Origin of the sequence: Mucilaginibacter sp. (genome assembly GCF_028288185.1) — a bacterium.
GTDB lineage: Bacteria > Bacteroidota > Bacteroidia > Sphingobacteriales > Sphingobacteriaceae > Mucilaginibacter.
This window is the reverse complement of record NZ_JAQBOF010000011.1, coordinates 86972-110771: the sequence shown is the minus strand read 5'-3', so window position 1 is coordinate 110771 and position 23800 is coordinate 86972. Positions and strand designations below refer to the sequence as shown.

Genomic DNA, 23800 nt, shown 5'->3' with positions numbered 1-23800 from the left:
ATGAGAATTGCCTTTATAATTATCCTGATATTTTTAAAGTGGAATTGCTTTGGACAAATATTTAAAAGCAACCAGTTTAAGCCTTTCCCAGTTTCTGAGTTTAACGGAGATCAATGGAATCAATCGCCCCCCTACAACAAAAGCTTTGCCGTAGCTATAGTAAAAGGAGGGTTACAAATATCAAAGAATCAAGCACCAGAAGGGTTCAAGCAAGTGCAACTGAATACAGGGACTTTTTTGGCGATGGATCTGGGAGAGTGGGGCGGGGCTCTATATTATTTGCCAAATGATACATCCAAAAGAAAATTTTTGGTAAATGGGGAATCACAAGATGTTAATAGCAATTTCCCAATGATTGGGGTACCTAAAATCCCGTCAATTTCCAGATTCTATAAAAAAAAGTTGCTTCGCGTTTTGTATGGCAACATATCGGATTTTACCCCATATAGCGATAGCACTTTTTTAATTGCGGAAGGTAATTTACCTACAGACATAAATAACAAAGCACCCGGAGCGTTATATAAACTATTCGTTAAAAGTGACGGGTTTAACTATTCAAAAATTGCTGATATACACGATTCTTCCGGAAAAATAGCAACATACAAGGATTTTATTTTTTCTACAACGTTCCAGGGATTTTACAGCGTAAATAATGGGAAAGTTGAAATGTTATTCGACAATCTTTTTTGGAAATGGTTAAATCCGAATTCTATTGTGGCTATTAATGAGCATCATATTTATGTGGGTATGTACGGGGGCTATGCTGAAATTGATGCTGTTAAAAAAAGATTAATATTTTATAAATATAAAGCAGAATAAAAGGCTAATAACCACAGTCTTTACGTTAAGGAGCATTGTGGTTGCTCCCGCAACGGCTTAGCCCCGAAGCAAAACTCCCATTAATTTCAAAATGCTTACTTTTGCATCGTGGAGATTTTAGATTCAAGCCTTCAGGCGTACTTAGATAACCATTGCGAATCGGAGCCGGAGCACCTGCAATTTATAAATAGGGAAACCTATTTAAAGGTGCTAAAGCCTAATATGCTATCTGGCCATTATCAGGGTAGAGTGTTAAGTATGCTGAGTAAAATGATGCAGCCAAAACGTATTTTGGAGATAGGCACATTTACCGGCTATGCCACTATTTGCCTGGCCGAAGGGCTGACAGAAGGCGGCATAATCCACACCATTGAAGTTAACCGCGAAATGGAAGAAATGCTTAAAAAGCACTTTTCGCTAACATCTGTTGAAAAAAAAATAAAGCTCCATTTTGGGGCTGCAGAGCAAGTAATAGCTGATTTAGGACACGAAGTGTTTGATATTGTGTTTATTGATGCGGATAAAAAGAATAATTTTCTTTACTTTGAATTAATATTTGACAAAGTCAGATCCGGAGGATTAATAATAATTGATAATGTTTTGTGGAAAGGGAAGGTTTACGGCACCGACAAAGATGCCGATACCGAGAGTTTCCGCAAACTAAATGACAGGATAGCTGTTGACACACGAGTTGAAAAACTCATTTTACCAGTGCGCGACGGCATACTTATCATCAGAAAAAAAGAATTATGAAGAAAACCTTACTGATTACAACGCTGCTAATATCATCTTTCGCCGCGTTTGCCCAAAAGAACACTTCACAATCTTACATCGAACAGTTCAAAGATAATGCCATAGAAATTATGCACGAAACCGGCATACCCGCCAGTATAATTTTAGGTATAGCCATGCACGAGTCGGGCTGCGGCAACAGTACTATCGCCCAAAACCTAAATAACCAATTTGGTGTAAAAGGTGGCGGCGGTGCCGTTTTTTACAAACACCAAAAGAAAGTACATTCGGCCTATAAAAAATATGACTCGATTTTAGACTCGTTCGATGATTTTGCCCGCATCATTACCCATCGCCAGCAACTGGGACATATATCAGACCAGCTTACGCAGTATGATTACGAAAAATGGGTGAAAGGTATCCAACGCAGTGGTTATGCAAGCAGCAAAAAATGGGGTGCGCAGGTTTTGGCTATTATACGCAAGTATCAATTGAATGATCTGGATCAACCACCAACAAACCAGGCGCAGGCACAAACCACAACGGCCGACAATCCATATTTAAAGTAAAAAACCTATTTTGGCGCAATGATATATGCCAAATCTCCCGCTTTTGCCTTAAAGCGAACTATATGCTGTTTATGTGTTTCCGTAGCTGTTTTATCCGGCTGTGCCGCTCATAAAAAAGCTATCTCGCATGCCACCGCCCCTCTTATTTCTAATAGCGAAGCCCATAAAAACAATGAGGTTATTCAGAAAGCGCGCAGCGAGGCTATAGCAGCTTATGTGCCATTTACAGTAACAACTTATATCGATAGATTTAAGACCATCGCTATACAGGAGATGAATTTATATGGTATACCCGCAAGTATTACGCTGGCGCAGGGTTTGTTTGAGTCGGGTAACGGTAATGGCGACCTGGCTAAGATAGCTAACAATCATTTCGGCATAAAATGTACCAGCGATTGGAAAGGCAAAAGTTATTATAAAGACGATGACCAGGTGAACGACTGTTTTAGAGTTTATGATAGGCCCGAGGATTCATACCGCGACCACTCTGAGTTTTTAAAACGGAAGCGCTACGCGCCGCTTTTCGAGCTGGATAAAAATGATTACCAAGGATGGGCCAACGGGCTAAAGTCGGCCGGGTATGCTACCAACCCTAAATATCCGCAGTTATTAATAGGTGTTATTGAGAAGTATCACCTGGATCAATACGACAGACCCGAAGGCGAATTGCAGAAAATTAAGCGTGAAGATCGAGTCTTAACTCAGATCAATCAAAATATTGGCAAGGCTATAAAAGACTCGTTGGTACAGAGCACACCAACCACTAAATTGTATACTATAAAAACCGGCGATACACTATACAACGTTTCTAAGCGTTTTGGCTTAACAGTTGATGAGCTGAAAGCATTAAATAACATGGCCGACAATAGCATAAAGATTGGCCAGAAACTGGTCATTGCTAAATAACCTGTTAATTATTGTTAAATAACATGCCGCAACATGAGCAATGGTTTAGCTTTACCTTTTAATGAAATTAGTACCCATTTTATTTTTGTGTTTGTTAGGCTTTAAGGGGGTTGCCCAGGAAATGTCTGTTGCCGGTATTATATTTGATACCGATAGCAAAGACAGGCTTTCGCGGGTTAATGTAGTCAATCTAAACTCGGGAGCCTTTGTTTACAATAACATAAACGGCGTGTTTACCATAGATGCGCAAATTGGCGATAAGCTGGTTTTTACACAAGCCGAACACCATTCTGATACTATAAAAGTACAGAGCTATACACCGTTGGCTATTTATTTAAAGCGGATATCCATACAGCTTAAACAGGTTAATATTTTTGATACCATGATGGACCCCGAAAAACGTATGGCAGCTAAAAAGAAGGATTATAGCAAAGCCTACGGTTCATTGGCTACCAATGATTGGTTATCGTTTACTCCGGGACTCGGTGTTGGGTTGGGGATTGACGCTATATGGAACGCGTTGAGCAGAAGCGGCCGCAACGCGGCACATTTACGCGAAACAATACAGACCGATTATATGCAGGATGTAATTGATTATCGATTTAACAAAACCCTGGTGGGGCGCATAACCGGTTTAAAGGGTGATGCACTAACTGACTTTATGACGAAGTATAGGCCCGGCTATTATTTCCTCTCTAACGCGAGCGAGTATGAGTTTATAACATCTATACGCACCAACTTAAAAAGATATTTGCGCAACCCGGCGGCGCATACAGTATTGCCGCTGTATGAAGCTAAAAAAGAGTAACATTTTTACAACGATTAAACTTGTTGCCACATTATAAGTCCAAAATAAAAAGAAAAATGCTTTTCTTTGTCTATCTATGTCCAAAAACAAACCAGGGTATATCGTTCTAGTGCTATTAATGGCTGCTTTTTCTGCATCCGCACAAAAGACCGACTCGTTAAAAAAAGACATTAAGGTTGATACAGCCATATTAAACAAGTACCACATAGACCCGCCAAAAAACTCGTTGCCGGTGCGTACAAGGGTACAGCAGATAAGGCAGGAATCTATACCTGTTTCCATGCTTGATTATAAAATAAACTATTGGAAAAAGTGGATTAGTATGGCGTTAAACTTTAATCAATCGGCATTTAGTAAAAACTATACCTCGGGCGGCTCTAACTCTATAGCTCTGGGTACTAACTTTGACTATAAAACAGAATATAAAAAAGGCCCGCTTGATTATGTGGGTGAGTTGAACCTGATCTATGGCATAACAAAAAACAAAGGGCAGGGATCGCGCAAAACACAGGATCGTATTTTCTTTGATAATAAAATAGCAACACAATTGTCTAAAAGCTGGTATTTCTTTGGGTCGTTAACGTTCGAATCGCAGTTTGATAAAGGATACATATATAACAGCAATGGCACCTTGTCGCAAATCTCAAACTTTATGGCGCCGGGTTATTTAACCGAGTCGGTGGGTTTTGAGTATAAACCATCAGGTGTTTTCGATCTGCGTTTAGGTACGGGTACAGCCAGGCAGACATTTGTGTTAGACACCGGTGTCTACAATAAACAGAAAACCGCCTACGGTGTAGATCTTGGTAAAAAAATAAAGAATGACCTTGCGTTCCAGGTAGTATCTACATTTATTAAAGAAATTGCCAAAGGGATGCCGCTTAATGTACGTTATGCCCTATTCATCCCTTACGAAAAGCATGTTTCATATATAAGTCACCGGGTTGATGCTACGCTTGGCGCGCGCGTTAACCGGTTGGTGCAAGTGAACCTGAACGGTACTTTTATTTATGATAAAAGCACCAATCCACTGCCCAATACAACTAAAACCTTCCCCCAGGCAACAGAGGGCATGGCATTGGGTATAGTGTATAAGTTCCCGTATTAGGCATTCTAAACAGCTTCGTCTTAAATTTTTTGATGATCTAATTAACGCCATTAGAACATAATTGCGCCAAAATCATACCTTTGCATTTATAATAAATTTGAGTATAATATAATGTTTGAAAATCTTTCGGATAAACTCGACAGGGCGTTTAAGGTCCTGAAGGGGCAGGGAACCATTACAGAAATAAACGTGGCCGAAACCATGAAGGAAATTAGAAAAGCCCTTCTGGATGCCGACGTTAACTATAAAACAGCCAAAGCTTTTACAGACGATGTAAGACAAAAAGCTATCGGTGGAAACGTGCTAACCGCTGTTTCGCCGGGCCAGTTGCTAACCAAACTAATGAATGATGAGCTGGCGGCATTAATGGGTGGCACTACTGCCGAGCTTAATTTAACAGCAAATCCAACCATTATATTAATAGCGGGGTTAAATGGTGCAGGTAAAACAACCTTTACCGGTAAGCTGGCTAACTATCTAAAAACACAAAAAAACAAAAAGCCGCTATTAATTGCCGATGATATTTATCGTCCGGCAGCTATTGACCAGTTAATGGTTTTAGGCGAGCAAATAGGTGTGCCGGTTTATGTTAACCGCGAGTCAAAGGACCCTATCGCGATAGCAAAAGAAGGTATTGCCTTTGCCAAACAGAATGGGCATAACGTTATTATAATTGATACCGCGGGCCGTTTAGCTATTGACGAAGCCATGATGGTGGAGATTGAGCAGGTTAAGGCCGCTGTTAATCCGCAGGAAATATTATTTGTAGTCGACTCCATGACCGGCCAGGATGCTGTAAACACCGCTAAAGTGTTTAACGACAGGCTTGACTTTACCGGTGTGGTATTAACCAAACTAGATGGCGATACCCGTGGTGGTGCCGCGCTGTCTATAAAATCTGTAGTAAACAAGCCGATCAAGTTTATTGGTACCGGCGAAAAGATGGAAGCCATTGATGTTTTCCACCCGGATCGGATGGCATCACGTATCCTGGGCATGGGCGACGTGGTTTCGTTAGTTGAGCGTGCACAAATGCAGTTTGACGAGAAAGAAGCCGCCGAACTGCAAAAGAAGATCCGCAAAAATAAATTCGACTTTAACGATTTTTATAGCCAGATCCAGCAGATCAAGAAGATGGGTAACATGAAAGATCTGATGGGTATGATACCGGGCGTAGGCAAAATGATGAAGGATGTAGAGATCCAGGATGATGCCTTTAAAAATATTGAGGCCATAATCCAATCAATGACCCCTGCCGAAAAAGAAAACCCGGATACCATTAACCAAAGCCGTCGCGCTCGTATCGCAAAAGGATCAGGCACTGATTTGACCGAGGTTAACAAGCTGATCAAACAGTTTGATGATATGCGTAAGGTGATGAAGCAAATGAGTAATCCGGCAGCAATGGCCAATATGATGAAGAGGATGCCGAGGTAATCCTCTCGGCCCCCTGAAGGTGGGAGAAAATATCGAAGCGGCTTAGCCGCTTTTTTTATTTACAAACAAATTGCCGTATTATTACGTAAGATAGTATGGCTATGAAAACGAAAAGGATATTTCTGTCTTTAGGATGTATTTGGTGCTGTCTTAACGCTCAGGCCCAGGTGCCCGGTTCGGCAATTGATGTGCAGCATTATGGTTTTAATATCCAGTTGAATGATGCAAACAATAGCATAAAAGGCCGTGCAGACATCGCAGTTAAGTTTTTAACAACGCCGGGATCGTTCCATATCAATCTGGTAAAAAAGAATAGCAAGGGTTGGGGTATGACGGTAAGCCGGGTGCTCGAAAACGGCAGGTCTGTTAAGTTTCAGCAGGATAGTGATGTGGTGAATATTTATACCAAAGCCATCCAAAGTACAACAAAAATCTATTCTGTTATTTATGAAGGAGTGCCCGCTGATGGTTTGATCATATCAACAAACAAATTCGGCCACCGGACTTTTTTTGGCGATAACTGGCCAAACCGCGCCCATAACTGGTTGCCCTGCGTTGATGACCCAGCCGACAAAGCCACTCTCGATTTTACTGTTAGCGCGCCCGATCATTACCAGGTCATTGCCAACGGACTAAAGATTAGTGAAACTGCCGCGCCCGGCGAGCTTAAAATAACCCATTGGGCCGAAACCGCGCAGCTACCCACCAAGGTTATGGTAATTGGCGTAGCCGATTTTGCTATAGACCATCCAAAAGATGTTGATAATATACCTGTTTATACTTATGTATTTCCTGAAAATGCGCAGATCGGGTTTAGAAGCTACGCTGTAGCCGCCGAGATATTGCCGTTTTATATAAACAAGGTAGGCCCTTATGCTTATAAGAAACTAGCCAACGTACAATCAAAAACCATATTTGGCGGTATGGAAAACGCCAGCGCTATTTTCTATTTCGAAAATTCGGTAGGCAATAAGGGCATTGAAGAACTAATGGCGCACGAGATAGCTCACCAATGGTTTGGCGATGCGGTTAGCGAAAAAGACTTTCATCACTTATGGTTAAGCGAGGGCTTTGCGACTTATCTAACCAATTATTACCTGGAAAGTAAATACGGTATAGACACCTTAAAAAAACGTTTAGCGACCCAGCGAACTAAAGTATTAAAGTTTGAAAAATACAGGTTTACGCCAATAGTTGATACAACCATAAAAACCGACTATATGCCGCTGCTCAACGCCAACAGCTACGAAAAAGGAAGTTGGGTGCTGCACATGCTTCGCCGTAAATTGGGCGATGGCGTTTTTTGGAAGGGCATTAACACCTATTATTTAAAATACGAAGGCAGTAACGCCAACACTACCGACTTTAAAGAAGTGATGGCCCAAATTAGCGGACAAAATCTTGATCAGTTTTTTAAACAATGGCTAAATACATCGGGCCATCCGGACCTGGCTGTAAAATGGAAATACGATACAAAAACCCATATTGTTGATTTGCAAGTTGATCAAAAGCAAGCCAACCTATATACATTTCCATTAGAAATTGCCATTGATGGGCATGTGCAGACCATTAATATGACAGGCCGCACCTCGAACACACACATCGCAGCGGGTAAAAAATTACCGGTAATTCTGGTTGACCCAAATGTGAATTTGATGGCCAGCTTTACAGTTACAGCATTATAATTGTTTTTATTGATCGATATGCTGTAGCGAAGTGTTTCGAAACACTACAGTACATTTTTACAGCTGGTTTTCTGCTCTCCAAATAAATTCTATATCTTACGCTATAATAAAACTTTATCATAGTGTTAGTTAAAACCTTTGGCAGCGCCGTTTATGGCATAGAGGCCATCACCATTACAATTGAGGTTAATATAAGCGGAGGCAATATCTATTACGCGATAGTTGGCCTGCCGGATAATGCCGTGCGCGAATCCTGGCAAAGAATAGAATCAGCTTTAACTACCAATAGTTTCCGAATGCCCCGCCAACGAATCATTGTTAATATGGCCCCTGCCGATATTAAAAAAGAAGGATCGTCTTATGATCTGACGATTGCTACAGCGATACTTGCCGCCTCTGGGCAGATCAATTTCGAAGAATTGGACAAATATTTAATAATGGGCGAACTGTCGCTTGATGGTGGTTTGCAACCGATAAAGGGAGCGTTATCAATTGCCATACAAGCCCGTAAAGATGGCTTTAAAGGTTTTATCCTTCCCAAACAAAACGCCCGTGAGGCCGCTATTGTAAACGATTTAGAGGTGTATGGTGTAGAAAACATCAAAGAGGTTGCAGGTTTCTTTAATGGCGATATAGACCTGCCGCGTGAAGTGGTAAACACCCGCGAAGAGTTTTATAACAGCCTATGTAATTACGATAGCGACTTTAGCGAAGTAAAAGGCCAGGAAAATATAAAACGCGCTTTAGAGATAGCCGCGGCGGGTGGACATAATGTGATACTGATTGGTCCGCCTGGTGCAGGTAAAACCATGTTGGCCCGAAGGCTGCCGTCCATTTTGCCGCCATTGAGTTTATATGAATCTTTGGAAACTACCAAGATACATTCGGTAGCCGGCAAGCTCTCTGCGGCCGATGCATTAGTTACTATCAGGCCGTTCAGATCTCCACACCATACAATTTCGGACGTGGCGCTTGTCGGTGGTGGTGGTAATCCTCAACCCGGCGAGATCTCGTTAGCACATAACGGTGTTTTGTTTTTAGATGAATTGCCCGAATTTAAACGTAGCGCGTTGGAAGTAATGCGTCAACCGTTAGAAGAGCGTAAAGTAACCATATCCCGCGCAAAATTTTCAGTTGATTACCCCAGCAGTTTTATGTTGGTGGCAAGTATGAATCCATGCCCATGCGGCTACTATAACCATCCCGAGAAGGAATGTATCTGTCCGCCGGGAATGGTACAGAAATATTTAAGTAAGATATCTGGTCCGCTGTTAGACCGCATAGATTTGCACGTAGAAGTAACCCCTGTTAATTTTAACGAACTGGCATCAGATCGACTTGCCGAAAAAAGCGAAGACATCCGCGAACGGGTAATAAAAGCAAGGGAAGTACAGATTGCCCGCTTCGGCACCCGGCCCGACCTGCACGCCAATGCCCAGATGAGCCCGCAAATGGTACGCGACCTTTGTAAGATAAGCGCCGCCGGGCAAAACCTGCTTAAAAAAGCGATGGAAAAACTGGGACTATCCGCACGCGCTTATGACCGTATACTAAAAGTATCGCGTACCATTGCCGACCTGGCCGGAAGCGAGGACATACAAATAGAACACCTGGCCGAAGCCATACAGTTTAGGAGTTTGGATAGAGAGGGGTGGGCGGGGTAGAGAATAGAGATACTGTCTCCGGACATAGCGGTCACTGGTTAGAACTACGGATAGCGGTGGTTGCAACTAATATAACTAGAAAGATGAAAAAACAAAAAATACTGTTATTATTAATTTGCCTGTTCTTCTCTGGCGCATGCTTGGGCCAGAACAGAATAAAAAAGGATACGGTCTATTACCTGCTGGACACAATTATGACATCCCCAGGCGACAAACTTCTTTCGATTACTTGTACAAACGGAGCCAACACCTCTCTGGAGATAAACTGCCCTTGCCGTATGGACGGCGGCAAACCACGTTTTTCATACAATGTTTTAAAGCCAATTCCGCTTTCCGTCGAAAAAATCAGGACTATAAATTATTTGACCTTGAGAGGTCTGATAGACCTGGCAAGGCATAATGATGATTTAACCTTTTTATATAATTACGTCCTATACTTCATTAAGCCTTCCAAAGACGGATATGTAATGTATGCGGCCAATATCCCTCGAACTAAGGAGTTCAAAGTTGAAGACTGGATTACAGTACCCCCCTTAGGAAAGAGAGCTTCAAATTAGCTAATTATGCTATAAACACCCTTCATAAAGAAGACCGGATCGAGTAACAAAAAAGCGCCATCCGAAATCCGAACGGCACTTTAAACCAATTGTATATATCTTAATTAAATAATGCCTATCTCTTGAGTGATCAGGTTGTAGGAGTACACGGTAGTTACGCCATTATAAGTTAAGGTTATTTTAACCAGATGATTCCCTAAAAACTGCATTGAACCGCTATAGTTGCCTTCTACGGTATTGCCATCTTGTAAATAACTAATGCTGGCGTTAAAATCAGTCGAGCCGCTGGTTATATTGGGCGAGCTGCCGGTAACATTTACGGTTAGCGCATTTAAATAATATTGTATGTTGGCCTTATTGTAAGCAACTACTATATGCGACTTATTAAGTGCCGACACGGAGTAATTGGTACCTAATGTGCCGCGTATTAAAACCACGCTAAAGCCAGAACTGAAATTGTTTACCGCATAATTTTGGCCGGTTAGATATTTGTTATTAAGTAGGGTGCCGTTGTCTGTATAGGTGATACTATCAGAAAGTATATAGCCATTAAGCGCGCCGTTGCTACAGGTATAAATAAACTTGTATTTGCTGCCTACTACCCTGGTAGTATCACCAATAACCCTGGTAAAAAAAAGAGAGGTATCAATAGTATAACCACAATAGGATGTAACGCTATTTACACGCGGGCCTTTTTGAGTAGAAAAAGGGTTTGACGGCGCTTTAATGCCATCACCAATTTTAGCACCGCCGTATTCACCGTTTAATGATTTAATAAATGTGCCGGCAATCTGTTTGCTTATTGCCATATTGTTGGCTGGTGTATTTGACGGAGTTGAAGACGTAGCCGATTTTTTACAGTTTGTGTAAACCAATGCTACACAAACAAGCGCGGCTAAAGCAATTTTAAAAGATCGTTTCATTATATTCTAACTGTTATATATCTAAACGGCAGCAAAAGCAATACCTGTTTATAATAGATTTAATATAAACCAATGGATGTATTTGTTTAAATATCCGGGGAGTTGTGTATGATTTTTTATCCCCCGCAGACACATAATTTAAGCATACATTTTTTTATCAGTATAATGTTATATATTAAAAATAACACTTCCTGGTTGGGTCATTAAACCGGGAACGAGGACTGTTACTGTTTTTTATCAGGAATCCTATTGATAGTTCATGCGATCCATAACCTAAAGCGCCTATTTTATTTAAGGAATAATCATAAGCATAGCCAATACGGAGGTTCTCTGAGGCAAAAAATTCTACTATAGCTACCATTGCGCTTGATGTGGGCAGATTCTTTTGCAAATTGGGTTTATTATAAAGCGACACGGCCGTGCGATAGGTAGCGCCAAGCCATAACTTATCATTTAATAATAAAAATGCATTAATATCCATGCTGGTTGGCACGCTCTTGCTATCTTTTATAAGGATTGACGGTTTAAATCTAGTTTGTTCATTCAAGTTAAATATGGCACCTGTTGTAAAGTATTCATGTGGCAGGGGTATCGGCACACCCAAAGCGCTGGCATCTGCCATATTATGCATGTACTGTGGTATCAGATTGTCAACAGACGCGCCTACAAAGTAATTATCGTTGGTATATAAAACTCCCAATCGGGCATCGGGCGATAAAAAGCTATGATATCCTGTTGGGATATAGTTATCGCCGCTTTGCACCGGGTTTAACTTATTGCCATCAATGCCTGTTTGAATAAAGCCTAAACCTAACCCAAACGCCAACCTGGAGTTTTCGTCCTGCCCTATTTGTATGCGATAGGCATAATTTGAGTAAGCGGCGATATTGCTTTGTGCCCCTATCTGGTCGCGCTGCAATAACAAACCCAAACCAACCTTATCATTAGCGACAGAACCATCTGCGGCTACCGATTCGGTTTGAGGCGCCCCGTTTAGCCCCGTCCATTGCGAACGAAAAAAGCTGTTAACATAAAAATCGCTTTTATAACCGGCATAGGCCGGGTTAACATATAGCCCATTAAAAATATACTGGCTAAACTGCGCGTCCTGCTGCGCGTTTGCCGTTATAAATGATGCTGTTAAAACAAAAACGAATAGTAACCTTTTCATTATATTTTTGTTCTTAATAAGGTTAAATAACCTTTGTAAGTATCCCACACTCCTGCTTTGTTTTTTGCTCTTAGTACATAAAAGTAAGTACCTTCTACCATGCCCTGGCCGTCCCAGTCATTCTTGTAATTTGTTTTTTGATATACGGTATTACCCCAACGATTTATTATGGTTAACTCGGTATCCGAATAGGTTTCCAGCCCTGGTATAACAAATGTGTCATTCACGCCATCCCCATTGGGGGTAAATACATTTGATACTACCAGTGGGTAAACTTGCTGAGCGGTTTCGTCAACATTGTTTGCCATGATAGGGTCGGTCTCTTTTCCTTTAATATTAACAATGCTTTGCACCATACCGGGGGTTAAAGCCTTAACTGTTATTATTAGTTGAGCCGGGTCGTTTTCCTTTATTTTGCTAATATCCCACGTTAGTTTGTGGGTTGTGGCGTCATAGTTTATTATACCAATATCGCCGGATTGCGGTACATAAACCAAGTTTGGCGGTATTATATAACTCACCTGGACATTTGTTCCGGCTATAGGGCTGTTGTTTTTAGCTATCAGCACATAATTAAAATTATCGCCGGGCGAAGCATGGATATTAGATGATCGGATAGATACAGTTAGATCAACTAACGTATCGGGTGTTTTTGGTGGTGTGACTGAATTAACCACAATATGCACCCCCTCTGATGTAGCCGATGGGCAACCTTCGATGTTATAGGCAACAACGGTATAAATGCCGGCAACCCCGGCTTTATAATCTTTAGATGTTGCACCGCTTATTTTCACTCCGTCTTTATACCATTGGTAGGCCGCTGCGTGATCGGCGTTTCCGTGTAGAACAATAGTTTCCCCTTCATTGATTGTAAAAGTTAAATACCCACTTTGGCCAGCCAAAGTTTGTGAGTACGCCGTACTTTTAATGATCAACAATGTGCATATAACTATTATTCTACACAGATGCTTCATTGATGTGATTGCACGCTATTATTTATTTGCTCAAAACCGATCATTAATTAGCCGTGATCAATGGTTTTGTTGGCAATGGTGTAATTACAATATCTTTAGTGTTTGTAGCCGAGCAGCTTGAGTTAAGCGCATAGGTTACATTTACACCAAAGGTTATAGTAGCTGCCGTGGTTTCTCCGGTTACATTATAAGTGCTTGCTGTTGCACCTGGTATTGCTACGCTGTTTCTGGTCCACTGGTAATTTATGGTATAGCCAGTTGCCGGTGTAACGTTTGCGGTTAACAGCGTTGCATTACTAGCCACGGCACACATAGAGCTGGTTGGCGTTGTTATGCTTACGCTTAACTGCGGCAATACAAATATTTTGATCACATCAGATAGTGGCGATGTACAACCATTGGCATTCTCTGTAACTAACTGGTAGTTATAATAGCCTGCTGCTCCTGATGTTTCGGTATATGTTCGGCCGGTTTGGGTTGTAACTTCCTGCTTTACACCAGCCGGGTCAATTTTATACCAATGATATTTAGCAAAATCAACGCCGCCGACATCTTGCGGGCCCGACAAGGAGATAGGAGATCCGTAACATAATACTTTAGCCACATCAGACGCTGCTGTAGGCGGCGGGGTGGTAGCATCACTAGGGCCAGATGTAACCTGAGCTGTTGCTATATAGGCAAACAGTACCATTAGCATGGTCAGGACTGGGGTAAGGAAACGTTTTTTCATGATATAATTAATTTTATGGTGGTTAATTAATATGTTTTTATAATGATGATATACCTGGTTTTGGTGGATTAGGGATAATTGTAACAGTGGTTTGTACAGGCAGTGATGTACAGCCAGTAGCCTTGCTTTGTTCTGTTATGGTATAATTGCCGCTTAGGGTTACCGTAGGGTTAGTTATGGTATTGCCACTAGTGTCTTTAAAAAAATAGTTGTAAGTATTTGTATCATAGCCTACTATGGTTTTTGTTATATCGTAGCTACCGCAAGCCGAATGCGGCCCGGTTAATGTTAAAACAGGTATAGGGTTAAGCACCACATGGACATTTTGACGGTAAACCGGCGCAAATACAATATCATCAACCGCGAAATCATTACCGCTGGCAACAATATTTTGATTAACGAGGGCAATGGGTAAACTGCCGCTGCTCCCTCCCGAGTTCCAGACGGTGGTAAAGTATTGCCAGCTGCCCGTGGTAGATGGTGGGGAGATGGCGCTGCCTAGCGGGCTGCCATCTATAGAAAACTGCAACTGCGCCGGATTTTGCGAGTTTGCCGAAGAAACCCATACCGAAAAAACATACTCTGTATTAGCTACTACAGCTATGTTTTGTGTCCAAACAGTAGTATTAGCGGTTGAGGACCCGTTAACTATCAGCATGTTTCTTTTATTTGCCGGGCTGTTACCGGTGTGGTCGTTAAAGGAGCTAAAGCCATTATGAAGCGCGCTTGGGTCGGTATAAACACCATAGGTCCCTTCCGCATATAATGCGTTTGGAGTACCGGTCTTGGGCATATAAGTATAAGAACTGGCAAATCCGGTATTGCCACTGGTGAAATCGCCATTGGTAACGACGTTGGTACCTGTAACCTGCCACCAATAATCGCCGGAGCTGTTAACGGTTAAAGATGTGCCGGTTGTACCATTGTTCCATATTGGGTTAGCGTAACCCGATACGGGTGTGGTAGTTAGGGTCGTGCTTGTGCCGCAAACGGTTACTGTATCTGTAGCGGGCGTAAAAATCGGCGAATACGATGTGTTTATTTCTGTAAAAGAAAACCCCGCTATCCCTAATAAGAGAAAGCTAAATAACAAATTTATTTTTTGGGGAGGCAGAAACACACACATATTCAACCATGTATTAAATTAACAGGCAATACGTTTTACGTGTTTTTAGCTATAAGTGTTACAAGAGTTAAAGAGTTTTACGAAAAAAATTCGCTCAAATAAAAAAATAAGACACCATCGTGATAAAAACACGCCGCGAAATGCAGGAACGATGGATAAAAACAAACCAATAATACATTCAATCCACTAATAAACAGGCAGTTGGTGCGGAAATAAAATCCACAAACGTTATTAATAATTGTTAATAAGTAATGCCAGCATGTTTAATAACGAAAGTGTCCACACATCATTTTTTAACCGGCATTTTTAACCACTAGTTAATTTTGCGTTATTGTTGCCACATATTTAAACCATATAACAAGCCGCAATTAAATTTAAAACAATATTTTTATGGCCTTATGGCCACTAAACAATACTTAAAAAAGATACGCCCGGTACAGTTGGTTGCTATCATTTTTTTTACAGTATCCGGTGGCCCGTATGGCCTGGAGCCATTACTTGATTATGCCGGGCACCATGGCGCGTTATTGGTGCTGTTAATTACTCCGTTGTTGTGGGATCTCCCGGCAATTTTTACCGTGCTCGAGCTAAATAGTATGATGCCCGTTACCGGCGGCTATTATAAGTGGGTAAAATATGCGTTGGGTACCCGCTGGGGTTTTTATGAAGGCTGGTGGACTTGGTTATATACCTTTGTCGATCTAGCTATTTACCCGGTTTTATTTGTAGAATATGCATCGTTCTTCTTCCCTGATCTGGCCGTTTATAAAGTACCCGTTTGCCTGGTTATTATATGGGCATCGGCTGGGCTAAATATATTGGGTATCGTTCCGGTTGGCCGGGTATCATTGTTTTTAGGTGCGATGGTTTTAACGCCATTTATTATACTTTTTGTTTTGGCTTTTTATCATCACACGGGGGGGCTGGTTATTCAATCGCCCTCACTAAAGGGCATTGCTTTTCCATCATTGGGTATGGCTTTATACACCGTAATGTGGAATTGTCTGGGCTGGGACAATACCACCACCTATGCCGAAGAGGTTGAAAAACCCCTACGCTCCTACCTGGTATCTATGTTTATTGCTTTTGCCATGATTATTGTTATTTATTTCCTGGTGATATGGGTAGCCCAATTATCCGGGATAAGTACTTCAGTTTTAACAGAAAAAGGCTTTCCGGCCCTAGGTGCTTTAATTGGCGGGCATTGGTTGGGGGCGTTGCTTGCGTTGGGTGGAATGGCAAGTACACTTGGGATTTACGCGGCAGTACTATGTCCGTATCGCGCGTGCCGCAGGTGATGTCTGAAGATAGCCTTTTACCTGCCCGAATTAATAAGCTGCACACCCGTTTTCAAACGCCCTATGTGTCTATCATCATCTGCTCGGTTATTGTTAGCCTGATGATATTATGGACCTTTGCAGATTTACTGATCATTGATGTTACCATTTATGGTGCGGGTTTGTCATTAGAATATATCGCCTTAATAAAACTTCGCCAAAAAGAACCCCATACTCCAAGACCATTTAAAATACCGCTAAATATTACCGGCCTTTGCCTGATGTTATTATTACCGGCATCGGTTTATTTTATAGCACTGGGCGGCGCTTTCTCTTCGTCCGTAGAAACCATTAAGCCGGCTTTATTTGCCATTGGGGCCTTATTGAGTGCCGAGGTTTTTTGGCGATTATTGGGATGGCAAAAATCATTTTAGCGATGTTTTTGTACTAAAAACAAGTCAAAAAACAATCACTGCTTTTGCCGAATTTTTCGTGAGTATTAAAAAAATGTTTTTAAAGTTGTTAATGATGAATGTATTGGTGCTATCAGGCTATCCATCTTCTGTTGGCATTGAGTTTGTCTTGTTACTTATATAATATCAACAATTAAACATGAAAACGATAAGAAACAGTATAGTAGCCGTTGGCTTAATAATAGGAGTGTTGAGCACAGGATGTAGCTCACTAAATAAAACACAAAAAGGAGCAGCTATTGGTGCCGGTGCAGGTGGTGTGGTTGGTGCGTTAATTGGCCGCAGCGCGGGTAATACCGCATTGGGCGCTATAATTGGTGGTGCCGTTGGCGGCACAGCCGGAGCATTGATAGGCCATAAAATGGATAAACAAGCTGCCGAAATTAAACAGACCGTTCCCGGTGCTACTGTAATACGCCAAGGCGAGGGTATATTGGTAAAGTTCGACTCGGGCATTTTATTTGATGTGGATAGGGCCGATCTGAAACCGGCCGCACAATCAAACCTGCATAACCTGTCGGCATCATTACAAAACAATCCGCAAACCAACATTACTATAATTGGCCATACAGATAATACCGGATCAGCCGATCATAATATGGACCTTTCTATCCGCAGAGCAGAATCTGTAAGATCGTTTATCGTTGCTGATAACGTCAACACTTCGCGATTAACAACTATAGGTAAAGGCGCTTCAGAGCCTATTGCTGATAATGCTTCCGTAGCTGGACGTGCACAAAACCGCCGTGTTGAAATAGCCATTGTTGCTAACGAACAAATGAAAAAACAAGCCACACAAGGCAATTAAAAAGATAATACCCATATAGTTTTTTTTATGAGCCCCCGGCAGTAATTGCCGGGGGCTCTTTTTTTTAACTTGTTTAAGATTAGCTTTGTACTATGATAAAAAGATTGACAACGCTTTTTTTAACCAAGGTATATCATTACCGCGTTTGGTTTTGCGCTCAATCTGCATTATTGTGGAAGTGTATTGGCCGCGGTAGAGATAAACACGCCGGCTAAAAACTGTACCCCGCTTGCAGCCCTGAAAATGAAATGCTGCAAGGACAAGAAAGTTGATGTAAAGATCAAAGATGCTCACCAGGGCGAATCGCAATCTAATGTCAAAGCTGTTTGGCTTGAAATGACCAAGATTCCTTTTTGGCGATTATGTTTTATCGGCCCAACAAACGCTGTTAGAAAAGCTATCAGACCCACCACCACCCGCTTCGCCACCATCCGGAAAAACGCCCCGGTTTATTAACAACTGTAGTCTTCGTATTTGATTGTAATTAATAGTTTCGCGCCGCGGTAAAACTACCGTGTGTTTATTTTTACGATTAAATTTAATTAAAAAGGATCTTATCGCACCCCATTATATAACAATATGGTGCGTACAAGTGTTAATATTTATTTGGTACGGTTGGAGTACAATTTCTTTTACATCTTTTAATCAGACATCATGAAAATACCGAATATAATTATTGCAATTATGCTATTCGGGGCTGTATCATCATCAGCTCAAATGAAAATGGGCAGCGATACTACTAAAAAACCAAAGCCACATACCCACCACATGAACGGTATGGTAATGGATATGGACATGATGGATATGAGCGACCCCATGAAAATGAACAGCCAATATTCGCTTGATCTGCCCATGAACCGTGACGGTTCGGGCACATCATGGGTACCTGACGAATCGCCGATATATGCCTATATGATCCACGGTAAAAAATGGATGACGATGATACATGGTAGTTTCTTCGCACGCTACAACAACCAGGATATTTTTAAATCAGGTAATCGTGGCGGGCAAAAGTTTGATGCGCCTAATATGATAATGGGCATGACCCAAACCAAAGTAGGCAGCAATGGCCTGTTCTCCATCAATGGTATGTTTTCTTTCGATCCCTTTTTGGTGGGTCCGGGCGGATATCCATTATTATATCAAACAGGAGAATCATACAAAGGGAATAAACTGGTTGACCGCCAGCATCCGCATGACTTGTTTGCCGAACTGAGTGTGGCCTATACTCAGCGAGTAGCTAAAAATGCTGACCTGTCTATTTCCTTTGGCTATCCCGGCGAACCGGCATTGGGGCCACCGGTGTTTATGCACCGCCTATCGGCCATGAATGACCCTGACGCGCCGCTGGGCCACCATTACCAGGATGCTACGCACATTGCGTTTGGGGTTGCTACTTTGGGTTTTAGATATAAAGATATCAAGCTGGAAGGCTCCGCATTTACAGGTAGGGAACCCGATGAGTTTAGGTATAACTTTGATAAATTGAATTTAGATTCCTACTCGCTGCGTTTATCCTACAATCCATCAAAAGAGTGGGCGCTACAGGTATCAGATGGATGGCTGCATAGCCCCGAAGAAGCAGAGCCACTGCAAAACGTTAATCGTTTTACGGCATCAGCTATTCGGACAAAAATGTTAGGCGATGATAGCTATATATCAACCACATTGGTTTATGGGCAAAACCATTTATCGGATAACCGCAAAACGTTACCATCCGTATTGCTGGAAAATAGCCTGCAGTTAAGCCGCGCCGCTTTTTATGGCCGTTACGAATTTGTTAAAAAAGATGCCGAAGAACTTGATCTGCAGGGGACATTCCCTACAAATCCAAACTTTAGCATTAATGCGGTAACCTTAGGGACAAACTATATAGTGAGTACAGTTAAAAACACTAATCTAACGGCGGGCATACAGGCTACTTTAAACATATCGCCAATGGCGCTAAAAAGTTATTATGGCGGCACTCCTATTGGGTTCCAGGTTTACCTGCGCATTAACCCGGCTTTAATGAAAATGGGGCATACAATGAAGGGCATGTAGGCCCAATATGATATAAATAAAGGCGATTCATCTGCTTAGCAGGGAAACATTTTAGCAATCATAACGTTTGTATCCATACAATTTAGTTTATTTTTGGACAAAATTTCTTTAATGCATCGCCTTAATCCTAAATACATCCGCCTGGCGGGTATTATTGCTGCTTCCTTATTTGTTATCCTGTTTATCGGCGGATATATTGCTTATACCAAACGCGAGGCGATTTTACAGAACGAAATTGCAAAAGCAAAAGCAAAAGCTAAAACACTCTATCACTTAGACCTGCAAATTGGTTCGGCGCATTTTACCGGACTCACTACCGTAACCTGTACCGATATTACCATCGTACCCGAAAATCGTGACAGCCTGCTTACTATAAAACACTTTGATGTTAGTATCAAGCTGTTTCCGCTATTGTTTGGCAATATTAAGCTGGCCAATGTTGACCTATTGAACGGGCATTTAAACTTAACGGATATTAAAGGCGTTAAAAACTTCGATTTCCTATTTAAAAAGAAGACAGATTCGACCGCCACGCGTAACAAAGTTGATCTAAGCGAACTGTCAAACAACCTGATCAAAGAGGTCCTTTATAAAATTCCAGACAACCTGGTGGTGAACAACTTCCTGGTATCATTTAAAAACGATAGCACACAATTAAAACTGCTTACCCAAACTGCCAAAATTGACGATGGCGACCTGACATCGACCATAAAAATAAATGATACCGTTGCTACCTGGCATTTTGCCGGTACTATGCACCCCAGCGACAAAAATATAGACATTAAGCTTTATGCCGAAAAGGGCAAGGTGGAGATACCCTTTATTGAGAAACGCTTTAAAGCCCGGGTAAATTTTGATAACATCACCATAAAGCTAACCAACGTAAAACATAGTGACGGCGAAACACGAATAGAAACTTATTGCAGCGCGCATAACCTGCTGATAAACCAACCGGGCTTGGCAGCTAATGATATTGTGGTGCAAGATGGATCAATAGCCGCTAATGTTTTTGTGGGGGCCAATTATGTATCGTTAGATAGCTCATCGGTTATTCATTTAAAGAAGTTGAGCGCGCATCCGTTTATTAAGTATATGCTTAGTCCCGTTAAAATTTATGAGTTGAAACTAAATACCGGCTGGCAAAACGCGCAGGATATTTTTGATTCGTTCCCTACCGGGATGTTTGAAACATTGGAGGGCATTAAAGTATCGGGCAAATTAAATTATGCACTTAACTTTTACCTCAACAAAGAGCACCCAGATAGCTTGAAATTTGATTCGCGAATGGATAAGGATGCCGATTTTCATATTGCTGATTATGGCAAAACTGATTTTGGCAAACTTAATAAGACCTTTGTGTACACACCTTATGAGAAGGACAAGCCGATGCCATCGCATATTATCGGCCCGGAAAACCCTAATTATACGCCATTGGAAGCAATATCGCCATATTTACGTAACGCGGTAATGACTGCAGAGGATCCTACTTTTTATAAAAATCATGGATTTGTTGAGAAGGCTATAAGGCAATCAATAGTTACCGATATCAAGGACCATAAATTTAAGCGTGGCGGCAGTACCATATCTATGCAGTTGGTTAAAAATCTGTTTTTAACCAGGAAGAAAACTCTTAGCCGTAAGATTGAGGAGATACTAATTGTATGGATGCTGGAGAATAATCACATCATGACTAAGGATCGCATACTGGAAGTGTACTTTAACATTATAGAATGGGGACCGGGAATTTATGGCATAAGCGAGGCATCGCATTATTATTTTGGCAAAGCACCATCAGAGCTAACATTAGGCGAGAGTATATTCCTGGCCAACATTGTGCCGAGGCCAAAAGCAGGCCTGTATGCATTTTTACCGGATGGCAGCCTAAGACCGGGGTTAGAGAACTATTTTAACTCGCTTGGGCGAATGATGATGGGTAAAGGCTTTACACAAGTGGATAGCAGCTCGTACGGGTTTTATACCGTTCGTTTAAAAGAAAGCCAGCGCCGACATGTTGCAACAGTTGATTCTAATGCTGCAAACAAAATATTAAATGCCCCACCTGATGAAGATTTTTCGCTGCCTATAATTAATGAACCGCCGCCGGAACCGGAAAAGAAACCCAATTTCTTTCAGCGCCTATTTGGGAAGAAAGATACGGTTGCCCAAAAGACCGAGCAAATGTTAAAGGATGAAGAAGATCAGCGTATAAACGCGATTGACCCTACCGGGAAAACAAATAAACAGATACGGCAGGAAAAACGCGCCATTAAAAATGATATAAAAACAAAGAAACAGGCACTAAAAGACCAAGGCAAGTTATAATTACTATGGCGTGACGTAAATGCGTGTTTAAACATTTAATTTTGAATGAAATTAAATATAGAACATAATGTCATTCATAGATAAATTAAACTGGCGCTACGCCACCAAAAAATTCGATGCTACTAAAAAACTGTCGGCCGAACAGTTAAACACATTATTAGATACCGTACAGCTATCTCCATCATCAGCCGGTTTGCAGGCCTACCGTGTTTTGGTTGTTGAAAACCCCGAAATAAAAGAAAAATTGCGCGAAGCCGCTCGCGGCCAGCAACAGTTAACCACAGCATCACACATTATAATTTTTGCTGCCGAAACTAACCTGGATGGCGCGTATGTAAAAAATTATATTGACCATATCGCGGCCACCCGCGGCATTGATCGCGCTAACCTGGAGGCTTTCGAAACCAACATCACCCATAACGTCAATCTTATGACCGAGGATGTTAAAATTGTTTGGAACCACAAACAATGCTATATAGCGCTTGGTGTACTACTAACCGCCGCCGCCGACATGGGTATTGACGCCTGCCCTATGGAAGGTTTTGAAGCCGGTAAATTTGATGAGATATTAGGATTAAAGGAACTAGGATTAACCACAACTGTAATAGCTCCCATCGGCTTCCGGGCAGAGGATGATGTTTTTAGCAAAGCCGCTAAAGTGCGCCGGCCCAAAGAAGAACTATTTATACATATATAAGCAAGTGTGCTCAGGGGTACCAGCACAATGAATAATAAAAAAAGCGATAGCTGGCTACTATCGCTTAATCGCTTTTATAAGATCCTTCACTTCGTAAGGATTGATAAGGGTTACTACTTTTTCAATCCTTCTAAAAATTGCACGCTTACCGGCATTTGCGCGTCAATAAACTCGGGCGCGCTTTCATCCTCAATATAAAAATATTTGATCTTTGTTTTTTGCGCGGCGCGTAGTATGGCTTCCATATCCATCTGCCCCTCGCCAACCGATACAAATGTCGCGCCTTTACCTCGCTCCAAACCTTTTTTTACATTCTTAACGTGCATCAGTTTAAAACGGTTAGGGTATTTGTTTAACCAGTAGATCGGGTCCTGTCCGGGCCAGTAAACCCACATCACATCCATCTCGAACGATACATATTTAGGGTCGGTGTTTTGCACCAGGTAATCAAATAACATACCATCGCCCAACTCGCCTGCAGGTTTAAACTCAGGGCCGTGATTATGGTAGCAAAAGGTTAGGCCGTTTTCGGCTAATGTTTTGCCAAATTTATTAAAGTCGATAGCGGCTTGTTTAACTACATCGGCATGCAGGTCCTGGAAATTACCGGGATGTGGTATAGAGCCTATCCGCACAAATTCGGCACCTAAAGCTTTGGCCTGCGCAATAACTTTATCCATGTGTTTATCCAGATCGCCATAACCAACGCCTATGCTGGTGCAGCGCATGCCACGCGCGTCAAGCAGGGCGCGTAGTTGCTCTGGCGTTTGGCCAAACAGTCCGGAAAATTCAATATTGGTTATACCTACCGATTTAATTTTATCCAGCGTACCCGGTACATCTTTAGCCAGATCATTACGATACGAATAAGACACCACGCCCGGTGCTTCTTTTAATAATTTCTTTTGCCCGTAGGCGGTGCCAGACAGTAAGCTGCCAATAACAAGGCAATAAAATATGTTTTTCATTAG

Annotated in this window: 23 protein-coding genes; 17 read left to right on the top strand and 6 right to left on the bottom strand. The window is 41.7% G+C overall.

Annotation, left to right across the window (positions count from 1 at the left end):
• From JWQ34_RS05365 to JWQ34_RS05320, 10 genes are all read left to right on the top strand, one after another.
• Entirely contained in the window at positions 1 to 819 is an 819-nt protein-coding gene (locus tag JWQ34_RS05365) for a hypothetical protein (protein WP_299355040.1), read from the top strand.
• Between the two features lie 108 nt (positions 820 to 927).
• Positions 928 to 1572: an O-methyltransferase gene (locus JWQ34_RS05360; RefSeq protein ID WP_299355037.1), complete on the top strand. Its 645-nt coding sequence runs from the start codon at positions 928 to 930 to the stop codon at positions 1570 to 1572.
• Positions 1569 to 2120 carry a glucosaminidase domain-containing protein gene (locus tag JWQ34_RS05355; protein WP_299355034.1) on the top strand — a complete coding sequence of 184 codons (552 nt, stop codon included), beginning with the start codon at positions 1569 to 1571 and terminating at the stop codon, positions 2118 to 2120. The genes JWQ34_RS05360 and JWQ34_RS05355 overlap by 4 nt, the downstream gene beginning before the upstream one ends.
• 18 nt (positions 2121 to 2138) lie before the next feature.
• Positions 2139 to 3026: a glucosaminidase domain-containing protein gene (locus tag JWQ34_RS05350; protein ID WP_299355031.1), complete on the top strand. Its 888-nt coding sequence runs from the start codon at positions 2139 to 2141 to the stop codon at positions 3024 to 3026.
• Positions 3027 to 3087: 61 nt separating this feature from the next.
• Positions 3088 to 3834 carry a hypothetical protein gene (locus JWQ34_RS05345; protein WP_299355028.1) on the top strand — a complete coding sequence of 249 codons (747 nt, stop codon included), beginning with the start codon at positions 3088 to 3090 and terminating at the stop codon, positions 3832 to 3834.
• Between the two features lie 118 nt (positions 3835 to 3952).
• Positions 3953 to 4942: a DUF3078 domain-containing protein gene (locus JWQ34_RS05340; protein WP_299355025.1), complete on the top strand. Its 990-nt coding sequence runs from the start codon at positions 3953 to 3955 to the stop codon at positions 4940 to 4942.
• Between the two features lie 111 nt (positions 4943 to 5053).
• A complete protein-coding gene (gene ffh, locus JWQ34_RS05335) occupies positions 5054 to 6379 on the top strand; it encodes a signal recognition particle protein (protein ID WP_299355022.1) in 1326 nt (441 codons plus the stop codon).
• A 101-nt stretch (positions 6380 to 6480) separates the two neighbouring features.
• Entirely contained in the window at positions 6481 to 8064 is a 1584-nt protein-coding gene (locus JWQ34_RS05330; RefSeq protein WP_299355018.1) for a M1 family metallopeptidase, read from the top strand.
• Positions 8065 to 8186: 122 nt separating this feature from the next.
• Complete coding sequence (locus JWQ34_RS05325; protein ID WP_299355015.1) at positions 8187 to 9728, top strand: YifB family Mg chelatase-like AAA ATPase; 1542 nt, start codon at positions 8187 to 8189, stop codon at positions 9726 to 9728.
• Positions 9729 to 9811: 83 nt separating this feature from the next.
• Positions 9812 to 10285: a hypothetical protein gene (locus tag JWQ34_RS05320; protein ID WP_299355012.1), complete on the top strand. Its 474-nt coding sequence runs from the start codon at positions 9812 to 9814 to the stop codon at positions 10283 to 10285.
• Between the two features lie 104 nt (positions 10286 to 10389).
• Here the strand turns inward: JWQ34_RS05320 and JWQ34_RS05315 are convergent, their stop codons facing one another.
• The 5 genes from JWQ34_RS05315 to JWQ34_RS05295 form a co-directional block, all read right to left on the bottom strand.
• Entirely contained in the window at positions 10390 to 11208 is an 819-nt protein-coding gene (locus JWQ34_RS05315) for a hypothetical protein (RefSeq protein WP_299355010.1), read from the bottom strand.
• A 175-nt stretch (positions 11209 to 11383) separates the two neighbouring features.
• On the bottom strand, positions 11384 to 12379 hold the full coding sequence (locus tag JWQ34_RS05310) for a type IX secretion system membrane protein PorP/SprF (protein ID WP_299355008.1): 996 nt from the start codon (positions 12377 to 12379) through the stop codon (positions 11384 to 11386).
• A complete protein-coding gene (locus JWQ34_RS05305; RefSeq protein WP_299355006.1) occupies positions 12379 to 13353 on the bottom strand; it encodes a gliding motility-associated C-terminal domain-containing protein in 975 nt (324 codons plus the stop codon). Before JWQ34_RS05305 ends, JWQ34_RS05310 begins: the two co-directional genes overlap by 1 nt.
• A 43-nt stretch (positions 13354 to 13396) precedes the next feature.
• Positions 13397 to 14083 carry a hypothetical protein gene (locus JWQ34_RS05300; protein ID WP_299355004.1) on the bottom strand — a complete coding sequence of 229 codons (687 nt, stop codon included), beginning with the start codon at positions 14081 to 14083 and terminating at the stop codon, positions 13397 to 13399.
• Positions 14084 to 14120: 37 nt separating this feature from the next.
• Positions 14121 to 15176 carry a hypothetical protein gene (locus tag JWQ34_RS05295; RefSeq protein WP_299355001.1) on the bottom strand — a complete coding sequence of 352 codons (1056 nt, stop codon included), beginning with the start codon at positions 15174 to 15176 and terminating at the stop codon, positions 14121 to 14123.
• A gap of 431 nt (positions 15177 to 15607) precedes the next feature.
• Here JWQ34_RS05295 and JWQ34_RS05290 point away from each other — a divergent pair, with 431 nt between their 5' ends.
• From JWQ34_RS05290 to JWQ34_RS05265, 7 genes are all read left to right on the top strand, one after another.
• The gene (locus JWQ34_RS05290) at positions 15608 to 16507 is read left to right on the top strand and encodes an APC family permease (protein WP_367278599.1); all 900 of its coding nucleotides are present in this window, start codon (positions 15608 to 15610) and stop codon (positions 16505 to 16507) included.
• Entirely contained in the window at positions 16480 to 16920 is a 441-nt protein-coding gene (locus JWQ34_RS19125) for a hypothetical protein (protein WP_367278598.1), read from the top strand. Before JWQ34_RS05290 ends, JWQ34_RS19125 begins: the two co-directional genes overlap by 28 nt.
• A gap of 178 nt (positions 16921 to 17098) precedes the next feature.
• Positions 17099 to 17767 (top strand): OmpA family protein, encoded by a 669-nt coding sequence (locus JWQ34_RS05285; RefSeq protein WP_299354998.1) that lies wholly within the window; start codon positions 17099 to 17101, stop codon positions 17765 to 17767.
• 183 nt (positions 17768 to 17950) lie between these two features.
• The gene (locus tag JWQ34_RS05280; RefSeq protein WP_299354996.1) at positions 17951 to 18223 is read left to right on the top strand and encodes a hypothetical protein; all 273 of its coding nucleotides are present in this window, start codon (positions 17951 to 17953) and stop codon (positions 18221 to 18223) included.
• A 198-nt stretch (positions 18224 to 18421) separates the two neighbouring features.
• Positions 18422 to 19810 carry a hypothetical protein gene (locus JWQ34_RS05275; RefSeq protein WP_299354994.1) on the top strand — a complete coding sequence of 463 codons (1389 nt, stop codon included), beginning with the start codon at positions 18422 to 18424 and terminating at the stop codon, positions 19808 to 19810.
• Between the two features lie 93 nt (positions 19811 to 19903).
• Positions 19904 to 22132, top strand: a complete 2229-nt coding sequence (locus JWQ34_RS05270) for a biosynthetic peptidoglycan transglycosylase (RefSeq protein WP_299354991.1) — start codon at positions 19904 to 19906, stop codon at positions 22130 to 22132.
• A 67-nt stretch (positions 22133 to 22199) separates the two neighbouring features.
• Positions 22200 to 22829, top strand: coding sequence for an NAD(P)H-dependent oxidoreductase (locus tag JWQ34_RS05265; RefSeq protein ID WP_299354988.1), 630 nt, complete (start codon positions 22200 to 22202; stop codon positions 22827 to 22829).
• Between the two features lie 113 nt (positions 22830 to 22942).
• Here the strand turns inward: JWQ34_RS05265 and JWQ34_RS05260 are convergent, their stop codons facing one another.
• On the bottom strand, positions 22943 to 23797 hold the full coding sequence (locus JWQ34_RS05260; protein ID WP_299354985.1) for a sugar phosphate isomerase/epimerase: 855 nt from the start codon (positions 23795 to 23797) through the stop codon (positions 22943 to 22945).
• Positions 23798 to 23800 lie beyond the last annotated feature (3 nt).